The sequence below is a fragment of the Armatimonas sp. genome, from assembly GCF_043757465.1.
In the GTDB taxonomy this organism is placed as follows: domain Bacteria; phylum Armatimonadota; class Armatimonadia; order Armatimonadales; family Armatimonadaceae; genus Armatimonas.
This window is the reverse complement of the sequence record NZ_JAYVPL010000126.1, coordinates 1-15415: the sequence shown is the minus strand read 5'-3', so window position 1 is coordinate 15415 and position 15415 is coordinate 1. Positions and strand designations below refer to the sequence as shown.

Here is a 15415-nt window from a genome sequence, read left to right as displayed (position 1 = left end):
TTGGCATGGTCAAAGGTCTTTCCTGTGTTCTGATAAGCTCTTGTATCGTCTTTGGCCATGCCATGCAAACTACCCCCAATTAGCGGAAACTAAAGTTGCTGACAATGCTCGCAATGGTGGTACTCTTTGGCTGGCTGGGAAGCGTGCTCTTCGCCGACCCTCGCGGTGGTTTCCTAGCGCTCTTGGGGCCGCTAGCCTTTCTTCTGATGCTCCGTAAGATCAGCGTGCTCCGCCTAGAGCTCGACACGCGTGGCGTGCACATCAAGCGCCTGCTGGCCCCCACGGAGACGATACCCTGGAGCGAGATCGAGAGCATCGAGCCGGTAAGCCGTAAGACCCTGGTCATGGAAGGCTGGGTGTGCTGGCCCCCCAAGGAGCAGACCTTCTCCATGACCGCGCAAGGGCACTACCGAATCCGTCACCGTCGTGGTTTCTTTTTCTTCCCCCCGACTGACCCCGGCCAGTTTGAGCGCAGCGTCGCCCACTTCCGCCACCGTCGCCCCAGCCTGCCCCGTTCAGAAGAAGCCTCAGCCAGCGGTGCGGGCTGGTGGAAAAGCTAGACAGCTCCTACGGTCGCCCCTGCAATCCTGTGAGTGAGGCTGTATACTAGGCAGCAATCCATGCTGTTTCTGGCTCTGTTGCTTCTGATCGCTCTGGTGGTCTTGCTGTTTACGCCAATCCTGCCCTTACGGCGGCGGCGTGCTGGCGTGGCAAACTTTCCGTTCGTCACCCTTGGACTACTCGCGATCAACTCCGTGATTTTCTTTGGCAACCTATCCCCCACCGAGGGGCTCGTGATCTCCGAGAAAGTCGTGCAAAGCTGGGGACTGATGCGTGGGCACCTTCAGTTTCTCCCCTTGATTAGCTACGCTTTTGTGCATAGCGATCTTTTCCATCTCCTGGGCAATATGATCACGCTCTATGTCATCGGGGTGCATCTTGAAGAGGCGCTGGGCAACGTGGCGTATCTCGTGGCCTACCTTGCGGGGGCACTGGTGGCCGGGCTGGCGCATGTGCTGATTACCAATGCCTTTTTCCCGGTCGCGGCACCCGAGGAGTCGCTTATTGGTGCGTCGGGGGCCATCTTTGCGGTACTGGGGCTCTTTGCCATACGCTTCTGGCGAACCCGAGTGCGGCTCTTCGGGATTCCTGCCGTCCCTGCCGCCATCGCGGTCAGTATCGTAATGGTGCTCCAGATTTTTCTCGCGATTCGCTCCCTGGTGACCCCGGGTGCGGATCAAGTGGCCTATACCGCACACCTCGCGGGCTTCTTTTTTGGCCTGGGGATCGCCTTCCCCTTGCGGGTGCTAGAACAGAGCGCCCGCGAGTACGGTATCGAAGATGCGGAGGCAGCACTGGCTCAAGGCGATCTGCCTACAGCGGCACGCTACTACCGCGAGCTTCTGGTACGCACTCCCACGGACGGGGGCCTGGCACACACACTCGCTCTGGTGCAGATCCGCCTGGGTGACCAGGAAGCTGCCCATCGGTACTTTACCGAGGCGCTTGATATCTTCTCTAAGCAAGGCAACGCGGCCGCGGTGGCACGGGTCTACAGTGATGCCCAGAGGAACCTGCTGCGTGTCTCGCTTCCGGTGCGCCTTCTGCAACGTGTGGCGAGCGCCTGTGAAAATGCCCAGCAGTACGAGCTTACCCGGCAGGCGCTGGCGAACCTCTGCAGAGACTTCCCGCATACCCAGGATGCCGAGCTGGGGATGCTAAAACTGGGGAAATTGCATCTTCAGAAGCTGCGCCAGCGTGACAATGCCCTCGCGATCTTTGCGGAGTTCTTACGGCTCTATCCCACCTCCGAGTGGGCCAATCATGTTCGAGGAATGATTACGGAAAACCAGAATGCTTCTTGATCCAGAGTTTGTGCAGCGGCTGGAGACGGCCCTTCCCGAGAGCGATACCGAGGGCCGACATACCGGACGGCGGACGCCCCGAAGCGACTCCCCCTTTCGTCTTGGGCGACGAACGGAGCCCACCCGGAAGTCGTCTCGTCTGGAGCGCCTCTTAATCCGATTATTTCGTCTGGAGAACACAACACTACATGTGCTGCTGGATGCCTCGCTCGCGATGACGTTTTCGGGGTACACCCCCCCGGAGCCGTCGCGGAAATTTGACTTCGCACGGCGCTTCACGGCTGCACTGGGCTACGCCGCAACCCTGCGTGACCAGCGCTTTGAGGTAACAACACTGGCTCCTGCGCGGGGACAACGAAGCCCCGTCGTCAACCGCCCTGAGGACATGGAAGGGCTGATCCACTACCTTGAGGCCCTCCGTGCGGGAGGAACACGAAACTTTGCCTGGGCTCTGCGAAAGCGCATCCGACGGACAGCCCGCCGCTCCCTGATCTTGTTGTTATCTGATTTTCGTGATCGCAACTGGGAGTGGGGTGCCCTTGCGCTCCTGACAGGCGAAGCACGCATCGTCCTGATCCACCTCATGGATCGCTCCGAGATGCAAGAGGGTAGCCAGGGGCTTCGTCTGGAGGACGACATCCGCCAGCGCCTTGCCGAGCTCGCACAGCGCTACCAGATGGAGTATCTTATCGTCCCCACCGATACCCCTTTTGAGGAAGTCTTTCTTCACGCTGCCGAAGATCGGTAAAAATCCGTCCACAGACCGAGGGGAATAAAGGGGTAGTGACGTACAATAGCCCTATGAAAGCGCACTACCCTCGCCTGCGCACGCAGCTTAAAGAGTCACACGTCAAGGCGGCGTTGACCACAGCCCTGGCTACCCTGGGGTTGTTTGTTCTGGTCTCCCTCTTTGGAAACCATCCCCGTTCCAACTTCCTGGAGCAGCTTCTTCCCAGTGCGCTCGTGCTCGCGCTCTCGTCGGGAGTTGTGGCCGGGATCTCGGGGTATCTCTCGGCACGACGGCTGGCGTGGCGCTTCGATGCAATGACGCAGGCAGCGGATGCCTGGGCCCGTGGCGACTTCACTGCGATGGCCCCTGAGGCAGGCGATGAGATGGGCATGCTGGCCAATCGCCTCAACCGGATGGCCGCGGAGCTTCGTGATCTCATGGCACTTCGCCAGGATGTGGCCACCCTGGAGGAGCGCAACCGCCTCGCGCGAGACCTTCATGATACGGTTAAGCAGCACCTCTTTGCCGCCTCCATGCAGATCGGAGCCGCCAAAGCCCTCCTGCCCGCGCAGCCTGACCAGGCGCTCGCGCGGCTTGATGCAGCCAATGATCTTGCGCAGCAAGCACAGCGTGACCTAACCGCGGTGCTTCAGGAGCTAAGGCCCGTGAGTGCGCAGGGTGCTCCTCTTGCGATCCTGCTCAAGGGACATGTCAGCGACTGGAGCCGCCGCAACAGTATCCCGACCACGTTCGAGAGCGACGAGCTGCCTCCTCTCTCTCCCGAGGCAACGAACGGCCTCCTGCGAGTCGCGCAAGAAGCCCTTGCAAATGCCAGTAAGCACAGTGAAGCAACGCGGGTGGAGGTCTCCCTACGGCGCGACGATGCAGGTGGCGTGCGGCTTCTTGTGCGCGACAACGGGCGCGGCTTCGATGCCCGTCAGCGACGGCTCTGTGGCGGTGAGGGCTTCGGGCTGCACACCATGCGCGAGCGGGCTCAGGGCCTGCCCGGCGGTCGTCTCCAGCTTCTGAGCACCCCCGGCGCGGGCTGCTGCATCGTCGTGCGCTGCGATTCCGTGGCGCGTCCGGCGCGCATGGATGATTTCCTAGGGATGGAAGACGCCATCCGGATGCTTTAAGTCCTCATGGAAGAGATCACGGTACTGCTGACGGATGACCATGCCATTGTACGGCAGGGGGTTCGCGCGTTTCTAGACACCCAGCCCGATATCAAGGTTGTCGGCGAGGCAAGCTGTGGGGAAGAGGCAGTCCGGCTCTGCGAGAGCCTGGCTCCCGATATTGTCTTGATGGACTTGCTCATGCCCGGCATGGGAGGAGTCGAGGCAACCCGCCAAGTGAAGGTCATCAGCCCACGTACCCAGGTGATTGTCCTGACAAGCTACCACGAGGACGAGCACGTTCTCCCCGCCATCCGCGCCGGGGCACTCTCGTATCTACTAAAAGATGCCGCAGCAGGCGAGATCGCTACCGCGATCCGTAAAGCCGCCATAGGCGAAGTCACCCTCTCGCCCGCGATTGCCGCGCAGATGATGAAAGCGGTCACGGGTCAAAGAAAAGCAACCGAGCACAGCGGCTCCGAGTCTCCTCTCACGAACCGCGAGCTTGAAGTTATCAGACTCATCGCGGATGGTCTCTCCAACACAGATATTGCAGAGAAGCTCTTCGTCTCCGAGAAAACGGTCAAGAGCCATGTCAGCAATATCCTCGCCAAGCTCCACGTCACGGATCGCACCCAGGCCGCTGTCTACGCCTGGCGCGAAGGTATCATGACGCGTTAGCGGCAGGAAAAGACCAAGGCCCCGTCGTATCCTAGCGCATGCCAAACCGTCCTCTTTATCGCGTCGCCGGGGTGAATTTCGACCACATGCACATGGGGGATCTGCTCCGCCAAGTGAGTGAGCACCACAGTGCAGAGATCGTCGGGATCGCCGATGTCAGCCGTGAGCGCATGCAAGATACGATTGCACGCTTTGGCCTCTCCAAAGAAAAAGTCTTCACGGACTGGCGAGAGTGCCTTGAGACCAGCAAGCCCGATATTGTTATTCTTTGCCCCAAAACGGGCGAGCATGGGCAGTCTGTCGTAGATACCGCACCCTACGGAGTGCATATTCTGGCGGAGAAACCTTTCGCGGCGAACCTGGCCGACGCCGATAAAATGATCGCGGCGATGGCACCAACGGGCAAGACCCTCATCATTAACTGGCCGCTCGCCTGGTACCCGCCCCATGTCACCACGAAACGCTCGATCACCGAGGGCCTGATTGGTGAGGTGACCGAGGTGCACTACTACGACGGTAACCGGGGGCCGCTGCGCCATATTGCTGATAAAGTCGAGATCACTGAGGACGAAGCCAATCGGCAGAAATCTGAGTCATGGTGGTACCAGAAAGAGGCGGCAGGCGGCTCGCTGCAGGACTACTTGGGCTACGGGGTCACCCTGGGAGCATGGTTTATGGATGGCCGCAAACCGCTCGAGGTGACTTGCGTGACGGATAGCAAACCGGGCCTAGACGTAGATGAGCACTCGATCACGGTCTGCCGGTACGCCGCCCCCTACGGCCTCTCCAAGTTCGAGACCCGCTGGGGCACCTTCACGGATCCCTGGACCCTCCAGCCCCAGCCTAAGTGCGGCTTCGTGGTACGCGGCACGCACGGCACCCTCTCCAGCTACGATTATGAGCGGGTGGTTCGGGTTCAGACAAGAGAGCAACCGGAGACACACGAGATTCCCGTGGATACTCTCTCGCCCGGCTGGCGCAATCCTATCGAGCACCTGATACACCATCTGGAAACCGGCTGCCCGCTCCACGGCCCACTCGATCCCACGCTCTGCCGTATCGGTCAGCAGATCGTGGACAGCGCGATGCTCTCCGCACAAGAAAAACGCACGGTGGCACTGCTGGACTGAGTGCGGAGGCTGAAGTCCCCTACGGCTCCCAGCCGGACCGGTTGCCCATCGGGGTTGGCAGGAGACCAGGCGTGTCGAGGGTGTCGGTCTTGGCGGCACTGAACGGGGCATCCGCGATGGAGTAGAGCCAGGCACAGAAGGCGATCACCGCAAAAACTACCGTCGTCGTACTCGGGGCAGATGTCTTGAGCTTTCCTCGTCCCATCGCAAACGTATTGGCCAGATGCGCAAAGAGCGCCTGATAGTCCATGAGCATGACAAGAAAAAGTGAGATCAAAAAAATCCCAAGGATCACCGCTGCCTTGATGACCTGTCCGCAGTAGAACTGACCGAAGCCCGGCGCAATCGAGAGCATCATCGCGATCCCCGCATGGCGGTTTCCACTGCGCGGCATGCGCAAAACATCAACGAGATCTTCACTGGGACCAAGCACACCGCCGAGGCGCTCCATCGCCGACTGATCGGAGAGGCGCAAACTCACCTCGGCGAGTTTCTTCTCTGCCGAAGGACGCTTCCCCGTGGAGAGTTCGAGCGCTTTCTCGTAGTTGACTTTTGCCTCGTCTAGCCGCTCCTCCGCCGCCAACAGATCCCCGAGCTGCTCGTAGACCGGGGCGGCGGCGGACGCGGAGACATGCTCGGCAAGAACCAGTGCCTGGTTTAGAGTCTTTCGGGAGTCGCGGATCAGTGCCCGCGCCCGCTCCACATTGGCCCGTGTCAGTAGCCGCTCTAGCTCCCGCTCTCGTGCAAGGGGATCGTCGGGAATGCTAACATCAGGCTGAGGAGTGGGAGTCGCAATAGCCGCAGGAGTAGGACTAACAATCGGAGCGGGAGTCGCAATCGGAGCGGGCGCGGCGCTGGCCGCGTTTGTCGGCGGCAGAAACAGGAGCGTGCCACAGGAACCACAGAATTTGTTGGCTCTGGGGTTACGCTCGCCACAGTTGGCGCAGAAGATCGGTTTTTCTGCCGGATCGCTTGGTTCTGCCGTGTCGCTCATAAGGAGTACTTATTCGACGATATCTTCGTCTATTGGTTCCACTTCCAGATCAAGGGAAGCAAAGAACGCCACATCGTCCTCCGCATCCTCTTCGTCATCGTCTTCTTCAATGTCCCAGGCATTCTGAGGCGTCTCGGGCAGAACAGTTCCTGGCACCGGTGGCAAAGCGCCCTTGGGCTGCGGAGTTGTCCAGAACTGCTCCAGTTTGTAGCGCTCCCGGGCTTCCTCGCTCATCAGATGAATTACCACATCGCCAAAGTCCATCAGCACCCATTCCACACTGGCCTCGCCCTGGACGTTCGGTTTCGCCATACCGGGCTCATCTTTGGCACGCTCCAAGACATTCTCGGCAAGCGCCCGCAGGTGCGGAAGGGAGGTCGCGGTGACGATCAAGAAGAAATCTGCGACATTGACTTTCCCGCGCAGGTCGAGCAAAATGGGCTCGTGACCCTTGCGGTCTTCGATGGCTTCCAGCAAAATCTGGGCCTTGGTCTGGGAATCTAACATTGTATTATTCGACATTTAGCACTTACTCTACCACGCGGTAGAGCTTTTTCTCCTCAATCAACGCAATCACACCCTCGGGCACGAGGTAACGAATCGAGCGTCCCGCCCGCACGCGCTCCCGGATCTCGGTGGATGAGATATCCAGCCCGTTCATCTCCACAAAGGTAATACCCGGCTCCAGATGATCCGGCACTCCAAAACGCGCCTCGCTCTCGGTGACACCGGGGCGATGAAAGGCAATAAACTGCGCCAGTGTAATGCACTCCTCGGGTGCGCGCCACTTGCCAATATCGCGCACCGCATCCGTTCCGGTAAGGAAGTAGAGCTGTGCCGCTGGAAATTTCTTTGTCAGTGCCCGCAGGGTCTCCACGGTGTAGCTTGGGCCTTCCCGCTCAAGCTCGCCCGTCCAGAGGCCAAAAGCCGGATTACCGACGATGGCAACCCGCACAAGCTCCGCACGGAGAGCCGCTGTGGTGGCGGTGTCTCCCACTTTGAAGGGTGAGACCTGATTGGGGACAAAAAGAACATGCGAGAGGCCAAACCGATCCCGTGCTTCCTCGGCGATCCGCAGGTGCCCGTAGTGAATCGGGTCGAAGGTGCCACCGAAAACACCGATCTTCTCCACGGATTATGCGATATCCCAGTCGCCCTCGCCGACCTTTTGGCCATTGCGACGCTTCTCCCCGATCCGGTAGGCATCCAGCCCGATCAGGACACGAGCGATCAGCAGCTCCAGTCCAAAGGGCTGCAACTTCAGCAGGCTCACGGCGACAAAAGCCGCGAGAATCAGCAAGATCCCCTTACCGACCTGGCCATTGAGCAGCTGCCCCACCCCGGGAAACAGAAACGCGAGAATCGCATGGACGGTGGGGTTTATCTCACGACGGAACTCGATCTCGATCTGCGGCGATGTCACTGTTTTGGTAGCCATCGTGCCCGTTTGTTGCGCTTGCCCCGCGCCCGCGTGCACTTGCGCGATCTTGCGAACCGTGGCACGAGGATCGCGAACCCCATAGGCAAGAAATTCCTCGGGGGGCAAGGCAGGGCGCTGCGGTGGCTTGGTCTCCGTGAGAGGGGTCGTTTCGAGGCTCAGGCTCGCCTTGGGCAGATCGGCACCACAGTGCGTACAGAACGAAAACTCAGCGTTCTCCGGCGCAATCGGTGTCTGGCAGGCGGTGCACTTCTGTGGAGAAGCATTTTTCTTTTGTTTTGCCGCCGTGATCACCGTCTCCAGGATGGGTGGCACCGCACGCGTGATCGGCGCGGGACGGTTTGCTCCCTTCCTTGCGTGTTGGAGCAGTGCAGCCTGTCCCACTGCCTCAGCCGCATGCTCCGCCTCCCGCAGCTGCTCCTCATCCGCTTTGAGCTGTGGAGGAAGCGGGATGCGTACCGTTTTGACTTCAGGCTCCTCGGGCCGAAGCGTCAGCCGCGAGCCTACCGTGTTTTCGTCCGCCACTTAAGTGATTACCTCTCTCTTAATTATAGCACGTGTGACACCTGCACCTCAGGTAGATATGCTACACTTGTTTCTATTAGATGTCTTTTTCTGGGACTACGATGCGCCTGACTGATAAATCTCTTCTCTCCGAGCTGATCGTCCCTGTGCTGATCGGACTCCTTGCCTTCCTGCTGATGCTGGTGGGTAACACGCTCTATCAGCTCCTGGATCGAATGTTTCAGGATAAGTGGCCAGTGGGTTATGTGGCGCGGGTGCTCCTCTTTAATATTCCCACCGTTCTAGTACGGACACTTCCCATCGCCGCCGCTGTGGGCGCGAGCCTGGCCACGAGCCGTCTTGCGCGCGATGGCGAGCTGACGGCGCTTCGTGCATCGGGAGTCTCCCTGCGTCGAGTCTTTGCACCGCTGGCCGTTGTGGGGCTTGCTCTGTCGGCGACGGGAATCTACCTATTTGAGCGGGTTGTTCCCTGGGCCTGGCAGGAGCAGCGTGATGTGCAAAAGATCCTCACGAACCTGCCCGAGAATGTGATTGAGAGCGCCACCACGATCGAGATAGACAGCTATGTGTTTAGCTTCGCTCGGGCTGAGGGGAAGAAAGCCCCCGACGGCCAGAAGACCTTTGTGGTGTACGATGCCACTGTTTTAGAGCGCACTACGGGAGCACCCCCTCGCATCAGCAATGCTGCCCGTGGTGAGTACCGTGCCCAGCAGTTCACCTTCAACGATGTCGTGGTGCATGCCTTTCACCCCAATGGCACGGCGGACTACAACCTCACTGCGCGTACGGAGGAGATCTCTGTTATCCTAGAGAAACAAAAAGGCTACGGCTTTGTGGGGGATGATCAACTGGAAAACTTGCCCAGTGAGGAGCTCCTGAAGCGTGCCCGTGAGGAGCGCGATCCCAAGCGAGCCGTTGTCTATGAAGTGAAGCGCTGGGGCAAGCTGGGGCTGCCCCTGATGTGCCTTCCGCTCGCCCTTTTCGCGGTGCCGCTGGCAATTCGTTTTGCCCGCGCGGGAACCTTTGCAGCCCTGATGCTCGCACTGGTTATCGTGTTTCTTGCGATCCTGGCCCTTACGGGCGCGGAAGTAATTGCGCTGAACCGCTGGGTGCCCCCGCTTCCCGCTGCGCTGCTCCCCGCGACTCTCTTTACGGTTGGTGCCCTGACTTTTCTGAGGAAGCTGGAGTAGCCTTGTGACCCTTTGCGACCGCTATGTACTCCGCGAGTTCCTCCAGGCATTTCTGGTTGGCTTGCTAACGTCCATGCTTCTGGTGATTGCGCTCCGGTTCCAGCAGGTCGCCACACAGCTTGCGCGTGAGAGTGGCGTTTTCTCCCAGCTCTTCACTCAGATTCTCTGGGACCTGCCCAATGTTCTGGAGATGGCCCTGCCGGTCGCAACGGCACTAGGAGCCGCGCTGGCAACCAACCGACTCACGCGCGACAATGAGCTGACAGTGCTTCGGGGAACGGGAAAGCCCCTTGTCCGTTTGTTCCTCCCCTTTGGGATCGCCGGCTTACTACTTGCCGGTGCCGGACTGTACACGGCCAATACGCTTCAGCCCCAGGCAGTAAAGAAAAACCAGGAGTTTGCGGGTATGCAACCCAGCACTCTGGGGGCTGTCGAGGCGGGGCAGGCAACTCGGGGAGGGGCGAACGGGGAGTGGCTGGTACAGTTCGAGCGCGGTCAGAAAAAAGGGGAGTCCCTTTGGGGGTTGAGTACCGTCAGTCTCCTCCAGAAGCAGCGTATCCTGCTCGCCCCGGAGGCCACCTACGAGGGATCCAGCGGTCGCTGGACACTGCAAAACGCCACGGAGCACCGCTACGATGCGTACGGCAAGCTCGTCGCCCAGCTGGCGCACCCGAGCCTGGTTGTGGATGCCCGTACGGATTTCTCCGGGGCACTGCCCTTCTGGAGCCTCCAGCAGAGCTTCCAGACAGCACTATCCTTCACAGATCTGACCAAAGCGGCGGAGATAGCCCGGCGTAAAGGCGATAGGCGAAAAGCGCTTGAGTATGAGACGGGGCGCTGGTTCAAGCTCGCGCTCTCGGGCATGTGCTTTGTCTTTGCCCTCTGTGCGCCGCCGCTGTGTGTCCGCTTCTCAAAGGCGGGTTCGTTTGCGGGTGTCTTGCTCTCGGTAATTATTGTCTTTGTGGGGTGGAATACGGTTCTTCTCATGAAATCCGTGGCGCTCTCGGGCTGGGTTCCCCCCGTGGTCTGTGCTTTCTCTACCCATGCGCTCTTTATCCTCGTCGCTCTGTTGCTACTGGCAAGGTCGGACTGATGCTCCCTCGTGTCCTCGTCCTCTCTAGCTCGCGCAACCATGGCGGCGCGGATCGCCATACGGTCGCGCTGGCAGCGGCGTACCAGGCGCACGGTGGCACGCTCTGTATAGCCTGTCCTCCCGACAGCTTTACCGAGCACACCAGCCATGCCCGCCAACTTCCAACGGTTCCTTTTCATCTTCGCAACAGTGGTGATCTTCGCGCGATGCTGCGGCTTGTTGGGCTCCTGAAATCCTGTCATGCGCACATCCTACACAGCCACGCCCGCCGGGACTTTGTCACCGCCACACTCGCGGGAAAGCTAGCACGCTGCCCAGTGATCCTCCATGTCCACGTCGTGCGGCCACTGGGTGAACCCCTGCGTCTGGCAGGGCATTTTTTCAGTCAAGTGGAAGCGATTGTTGCGGTCTCGGATTTTGCACAACAAGAACTGGAACGCTGGCACCCACTCCGAAAAGGGCTGGTGCGTCGGATCTACAATGGCATCGAGACGGAACGTTTTTTGGCACCTAGTAACTTGCGTACACAGTGGAAGCTTCCCGATGATGCTCTGGTCATCGGGATGGTGGGACGGCTCACCACGAAGGGCCAGTGCGGGTTTCTTCCGGCGGCAGCGACACTCGCGGCTCAGTTTCCAAAGCTCCACTTTGTCTTTGTCGGCCCCGATGCTCTGGAGCTTACGTACAAGGACTTCCAGCAAGAGCTCGCGGCCCAGGGACTACTTGAACGCAGCCTTGTGGTCGGCATGAGCGATCAGATTCCCGCCGTCATGCGCTCCCTGGATATCCTAGTACACCTGCCCCGCGAGGAGGCGTTTGGCCTGGCACTGGCGGAAGCGGGCGCGGCCTCCGTCCCTGTGGTCGCCACTAAAATTGGAGGATGTACGGAGGTGGTGGACGATGAAAAAACAGGTTTTCTCGTCACACCTGGCGACGATGCACAGCTCCTGGAACGCCTCCAGCGCCTGCTCACGGATCCCATTCTTCGGCAGTGCCTGGGCCAAGCGGCGCAGCGGCGCATGCATCAGGAGTTCTCTGCGAAGCGCCAGCTCACGGAGCTGTGCTCACTCTACAAGGAGGTCGCCCAGTGAGCCTTCGCCCAATCCCCATCCTGATGTACCATGCCGTTGAGAGTGCCGTGCGCCCCGATAAATACAAGCACTTCTATGTCACCGCTAAAGAGTTCGCGCGGCAACTTAAAGAACTTAAAGCACTCGGCTTCGAAGCGATCTCTTTAGATCAGCTCGTCGCCGGTCTCTCGGGCGGCCCGCTCCCTCCCAAGCCGATAGCCCTCACGTTTGACGATGGCTACCAGAATGTCTTAAGCAATGCACACCCCGTGCTCACCGAAGCGGGCTGGCCCTACACGATCTATCTTGTCAGCGAGCGCCTCGGGAGTCGTAACATATGGGTGGAGCCGGAGGGCTATGAAGCAACGGCGCTACTCAGCGAAGTTGAGATCGCCCAGCTTGCTGCCAGCCCCCTTATCACGTTTGGAGCGCACACTGCTACCCATCCCAAGCTCGACCAGCTCTCTGCTGAGGCTGCTCGTGAGGAGATTGTCCGTAGCAAGCAGCAGCTCGAAGAGAAGCTCCAGCGCCCTGTGCGCCACTTTTGCTATCCCTACGGTCACTTCAACGACTCGGTAGTGGCGCTCGTCCGTGAGGCGGGTTTTGTCACCGCGACCACCACTCAGCACGGACGGGTGCTGGCAACAGGAGAAGACTTGTTGCGCCTCCCCCGCGTCTCCATCTACCACGTCCCTCCCTTCTCGCTCACCTACGGCCCCGGTGCGCTCAACTTCCGCTGGCGCGTCGAGAACCGCAAAGACAAGCGCTTCTCCCCCTAGTTTCAATCCTCACCCGATCCGAAGACCGGGTGCAACCATAGACGCGTTGACGGCTGGAGAGATGGAATCAGTTTCAATCCTCACCCGATCCGAAGACCGGGTGCAACCACGGGGAGCCACTCAGTGTAAGGTGCTAGGATGTTTCAATCCTCACCCGATCCGAAGACCGGGTGCAACCCCCGTGTTACCCCTGTGCCAAAGCCCACCACGCCGGGTTTCAATCCTCACCCGATCCGAAGACCGGGTGCAACGCTATCCGGTATAGATGCACCAGAACCGGCAGGGTGTTTCAATCCTCACCCGATCCGAAGACCGGGTGCAACGCCAAGCCGAGATTTACGGCATTTCACGGGCCACGGAGTTTCAATCCTCACCCGATCCGAAGACCGGGTGCAACGCCCGAGTTTTGCCGGGAGGCATTGATTTTAGGGTTTCAATCCTCACCCGATCCGAAGACCGGGTGCAACTCATAGACGCGTTGACGGCTGGAGAGACGGAAACAGTTTCAATCCTCACCCGATCCGAAGACCGGGTGCAACTTATGGGCAAACTGCGATATTTCGTAGGATTGCAAGTTTCAATCCTCACCCGATCCGAAGACCGGGTGCAACCTCATTAAAGTCCTGCGAAGTCGAGCCGGTAGCCGAGTTTCAATCCTCACCCGATCCGAAGACCGGGTGCAACCCCAGGTCGGGAGCGTCCTTCGCGGTAGGAAATTCATGTTTCAATCCTCACCCGATCCGAAGACCGGGTGCAACGACCGTTCCCGGATTCTCTACGAGCTTTCCCGAAGGAGTTTCAATCCTCACCCGATCCGAAGACCGGGTGCAACCTTATCGCTCGCACGACGGGCAAGTACTTGGGGCGCTTGTTTCAATCCTCACCCGATCCGAAGACCGGGTGCAACGTCGAGGCTGAAATCAAGCAGCGCAAAACCAAAAAAGTTTCAATCCTCACCCGATCCGAAGACCGGGTGCAACACAGCGACACACGACCACAGCCAGGACACATGCGAGTTTCAATCCTCACCCGATCCGAAGACCGGGTGCAACGCGCTCGGTGGAGCGGTGGAGCGGCGCAGCTTGGCGTTTCAATCCTCACCCGATCCGAAGACCGGGTGCAACGGCAGAGACCGGGAGCCGAAGCAGGAAGCTCGCCAGTTTCAATCCTCACCCGATCCGAAGACCGGGTGCAACTCCAAAGCCGACACCCGAGCAGGTCGCAGCAGCTGTTTCAATCCTCACCCGATCCGAAGACCGGGTGCAACGGGAGCGCTCAAAGAGCAGAGATCCAGCCAGGTTGAGTTTCAATCCTCACCCGATCCGAAGACCGGGTGCAACACCTCTTATGTCTACCGTCACCGCCGCAACCGTCGTTTCAATCCTCACCCGATCCGAAGACCGGGTGCAACCTCTGCGGCCTGGTGGCCTGGTGCGCTTGGTGGGCGTTTCAATCCTCACCCGATCCGAAGACCGGGTGCAACGGGCTGCGCACAGGACAAAAGCATCGCCGTCGTCTGTTTCAATCCTCACCCGATCCGAAGACCGGGTGCAACCGGTATTCCAGCGGCGGAGGGTGAGCGTGGGGCGGGTGTTTCAATCCTCACCCGATCCGAAGACCGGGTGCAACTTCCAAAACGCTACATCATTGACAGCCCAGAATCTCACCGTTTCAATCCTCACCCGATCCGAAGACCGGGTGCAACACTCCACTTTTCCCAAGAGTCCAGCAAGCGCTGAATGTTTCAATCCTCACCCGATCCGAAGACCGGGTGCAACATTAGGGAATGGGTTACTGGCCAGCGTTGTCATGTTTCAATCCTCACCCGATCCGAAGACCGGGTGCAACGTTATGAGGATGGTATTCCCTACATCGGCAGAAACGTTTCAATCCTCACCCGATCCGAAGACCGGGTGCAACTGCCGTGTACCAAGTCCGAAACAGCATCCCTTCGTTGTTTCAATCCTCACCCGATCCGAAGACCGGGTGCAACCCAGGCAAAACCCGCCGCCGAAGACGAGGCCACCGCAGTTTCAATCCTCACCCGATCCGAAGACCGGGTGCAACTCACCGACATTCGCGCCTGGCTGGCGGCGTAAAGGGGTTTCAATCCTCACCCGATCCGAAGACCGGGTGCAACGTATCCAGAGCGGCGGACTGTGCCAGGATTTCGAGTTTCAATCCTCACCCGATCCGAAGACCGGGTGCAACAGAAGCTGGCTGAGGATGGCGTCTCGCTTAAAGGGTTTCAATCCTCACCCGATCCGAAGACCGGGTGCAACTGCACCACTGCGCTTCCAGGGCTCCAGTGTGTTAAAATGTTTCAATCCTCACCCGATCCGAAGACCGGGTGCAACGCCGACGGGGCACTGGGCGTTTCGTGAGGCGGGGGAGTTTCAATCCTCACCCGATCCGAAGACCGGGTGCAACTGTGCGATAATTCAGGCATGACTCTCAGGGATTTACGTTTCAATCCTCACCCGATCCGAAGACCGGGTGCAACGTTCGTTGCACCGCAGGAACCCCACCGGCAAAGTGTTTCAATCCTCACCCGATCCGAAGACCGGGTGCAACCAAAGAGATCGTGCCGACGTTTGATGTCAACGAAGTTTCAATCCTCACCCGATCCGAAGACCGGGTGCAACCTGGTGGGCAAGAGGATGGGAGAGACTCGCTGGCGTTTCAATCCTCACCCGATCCGAAGACCGGGTGCAACTGTCCCCTCGACCACGACCATGGTCACGGTGGAGTTTCAATCCTCACCCGATCCGAAGACCGGGTGCAACCTAGGGGGCGTTGCAGCGG

The 15415-nt window shown here is 59.5% G+C and carries 13 protein-coding genes, 1 pseudogene and 1 CRISPR repeat array; of the genes and pseudogenes, 10 read left to right on the top strand and 4 right to left on the bottom strand.

Annotated elements, in window-relative coordinates; translation table 11 throughout:
• Positions 1-113 precede the first annotated feature (113 nt).
• Genes ACH2ED_RS17430 through ACH2ED_RS17405 form a run of 6 tightly spaced genes read left to right on the top strand, consistent with a single transcriptional unit; the run spans position 114 to position 5521 of the window.
• Positions 114-560: a hypothetical protein gene (locus ACH2ED_RS17430; RefSeq protein ID WP_395093883.1), complete on the top strand. Its 447-nt coding sequence runs from the start codon at positions 114-116 to the stop codon at positions 558-560.
• Between the two features lie 60 nt (positions 561-620).
• Complete coding sequence (locus ACH2ED_RS17425) at positions 621-1865, top strand: rhomboid family intramembrane serine protease (RefSeq protein ID WP_395093881.1); 1245 nt, start codon at positions 621-623, stop codon at positions 1863-1865.
• Positions 1855-2613: a hypothetical protein gene (locus ACH2ED_RS17420; protein WP_395093879.1), complete on the top strand. Its 759-nt coding sequence runs from the start codon at positions 1855-1857 to the stop codon at positions 2611-2613. Before ACH2ED_RS17425 ends, ACH2ED_RS17420 begins: the two co-directional genes overlap by 11 nt.
• A gap of 53 nt (positions 2614-2666) precedes the next feature.
• Positions 2667-3731, top strand: coding sequence for a histidine kinase (locus tag ACH2ED_RS17415; protein WP_395093877.1), 1065 nt, complete (start codon positions 2667-2669; stop codon positions 3729-3731).
• 6 nt (positions 3732-3737) lie between these two features.
• Positions 3738-4391 (top strand): response regulator, encoded by a 654-nt coding sequence (locus tag ACH2ED_RS17410; RefSeq protein WP_395093875.1) that lies wholly within the window; start codon positions 3738-3740, stop codon positions 4389-4391.
• Between the two features lie 38 nt (positions 4392-4429).
• Positions 4430-5521 carry a Gfo/Idh/MocA family protein gene (locus ACH2ED_RS17405; RefSeq protein WP_395093874.1) on the top strand — a complete coding sequence of 364 codons (1092 nt, stop codon included), beginning with the start codon at positions 4430-4432 and terminating at the stop codon, positions 5519-5521.
• A gap of 19 nt (positions 5522-5540) precedes the next feature.
• Here ACH2ED_RS17405 and ACH2ED_RS17400 read toward each other — a convergent pair whose 3' ends face one another.
• Genes ACH2ED_RS17400 through ACH2ED_RS17385 form a run of 4 tightly spaced genes read right to left on the bottom strand, consistent with a single transcriptional unit; the run spans position 5541 to position 8478 of the window.
• On the bottom strand, positions 5541-6515 hold the full coding sequence (locus tag ACH2ED_RS17400) for a hypothetical protein (RefSeq protein ID WP_395093872.1): 975 nt from the start codon (positions 6513-6515) through the stop codon (positions 5541-5543).
• A 9-nt stretch (positions 6516-6524) separates the two neighbouring features.
• The gene (gene rsfS, locus ACH2ED_RS17395; RefSeq protein ID WP_395093871.1) at positions 6525-7037 is read right to left on the bottom strand and encodes a ribosome silencing factor; all 513 of its coding nucleotides are present in this window, start codon (positions 7035-7037) and stop codon (positions 6525-6527) included.
• A 7-nt stretch (positions 7038-7044) separates the two neighbouring features.
• The gene (gene nadD, locus ACH2ED_RS17390) at positions 7045-7647 is read right to left on the bottom strand and encodes a nicotinate-nucleotide adenylyltransferase (protein WP_395093869.1); all 603 of its coding nucleotides are present in this window, start codon (positions 7645-7647) and stop codon (positions 7045-7047) included.
• A 3-nt stretch (positions 7648-7650) separates the two neighbouring features.
• A complete protein-coding gene (locus ACH2ED_RS17385; RefSeq protein ID WP_395093868.1) occupies positions 7651-8478 on the bottom strand; it encodes a hypothetical protein in 828 nt (275 codons plus the stop codon).
• An 80-nt stretch (positions 8479-8558) separates the two neighbouring features.
• Here ACH2ED_RS17385 and ACH2ED_RS17380 point away from each other — a divergent pair, with 80 nt between their 5' ends.
• From ACH2ED_RS17380 to ACH2ED_RS17365, 4 genes and pseudogenes are all read left to right on the top strand, one after another.
• A complete protein-coding gene (locus ACH2ED_RS17380) occupies positions 8559-9668 on the top strand; it encodes an LptF/LptG family permease (RefSeq protein WP_395093866.1) in 1110 nt (369 codons plus the stop codon).
• 4 nt (positions 9669-9672) lie between these two features.
• Positions 9673-10761 (top strand): LptF/LptG family permease, encoded by a 1089-nt coding sequence (locus ACH2ED_RS17375; protein ID WP_395093864.1) that lies wholly within the window; start codon positions 9673-9675, stop codon positions 10759-10761.
• Positions 10761-11852 (top strand): glycosyltransferase family 4 protein, encoded by a 1092-nt coding sequence (locus ACH2ED_RS17370; RefSeq protein WP_395093862.1) that lies wholly within the window; start codon positions 10761-10763, stop codon positions 11850-11852. Before ACH2ED_RS17375 ends, ACH2ED_RS17370 begins: the two co-directional genes overlap by 1 nt.
• A gap of 23 nt (positions 11853-11875) precedes the next feature.
• Positions 11876-12379 (top strand): annotated as a pseudogene (locus ACH2ED_RS17365) (polysaccharide deacetylase family protein); the annotation flags it as partial.
• A gap of 230 nt (positions 12380-12609) precedes the next feature.
• Positions 12610-15396: direct repeats of the CRISPR family, unit length 37 nt; unit sequence GTTTCAATCCTCACCCGATCCGAAGACCGGGTGCAAC.
• Between the last annotated feature and the right edge of the window lie 19 nt (positions 15397-15415).

Bases quoted from the DNA above. Each gene is read 5' to 3' on its own strand.
- ACH2ED_RS17425 (WP_395093881.1), top strand. From the start codon at position 621: ATGCTGTTTCTGGCTCTGTTGCTTCTGATCGCTCTGGTGGTCTTGCTG.
- ACH2ED_RS17415 (WP_395093877.1), top strand. From the start codon at position 2,667: ATGAAAGCGCACTACCCTCGCCTGCGCACGCAGCTTAAAGAGTCACAC.
- rsfS (WP_395093871.1), bottom strand. From the start codon at position 7,037: ATGTCGAATAATACAATGTTAGATTCCCAGACCAAGGCCCAGATTTTG.
- ACH2ED_RS17405 (WP_395093874.1), top strand. From the start codon at position 4,430: ATGCCAAACCGTCCTCTTTATCGCGTCGCCGGGGTGAATTTCGACCAC.
- ACH2ED_RS17380 (WP_395093866.1), top strand. From the start codon at position 8,559: ATGTCTTTTTCTGGGACTACGATGCGCCTGACTGATAAATCTCTTCTC.
- ACH2ED_RS17400 (WP_395093872.1), bottom strand. From the start codon at position 6,515: ATGAGCGACACGGCAGAACCAAGCGATCCGGCAGAAAAACCGATCTTC.
- ACH2ED_RS17410 (WP_395093875.1), top strand. From the start codon at position 3,738: ATGGAAGAGATCACGGTACTGCTGACGGATGACCATGCCATTGTACGG.
- ACH2ED_RS17430 (WP_395093883.1), top strand. From the start codon at position 114: ATGGTGGTACTCTTTGGCTGGCTGGGAAGCGTGCTCTTCGCCGACCCT.
- ACH2ED_RS17420 (WP_395093879.1), top strand. From the start codon at position 1,855: ATGCTTCTTGATCCAGAGTTTGTGCAGCGGCTGGAGACGGCCCTTCCC.
- ACH2ED_RS17370 (WP_395093862.1), top strand. From the start codon at position 10,761: ATGCTCCCTCGTGTCCTCGTCCTCTCTAGCTCGCGCAACCATGGCGGC.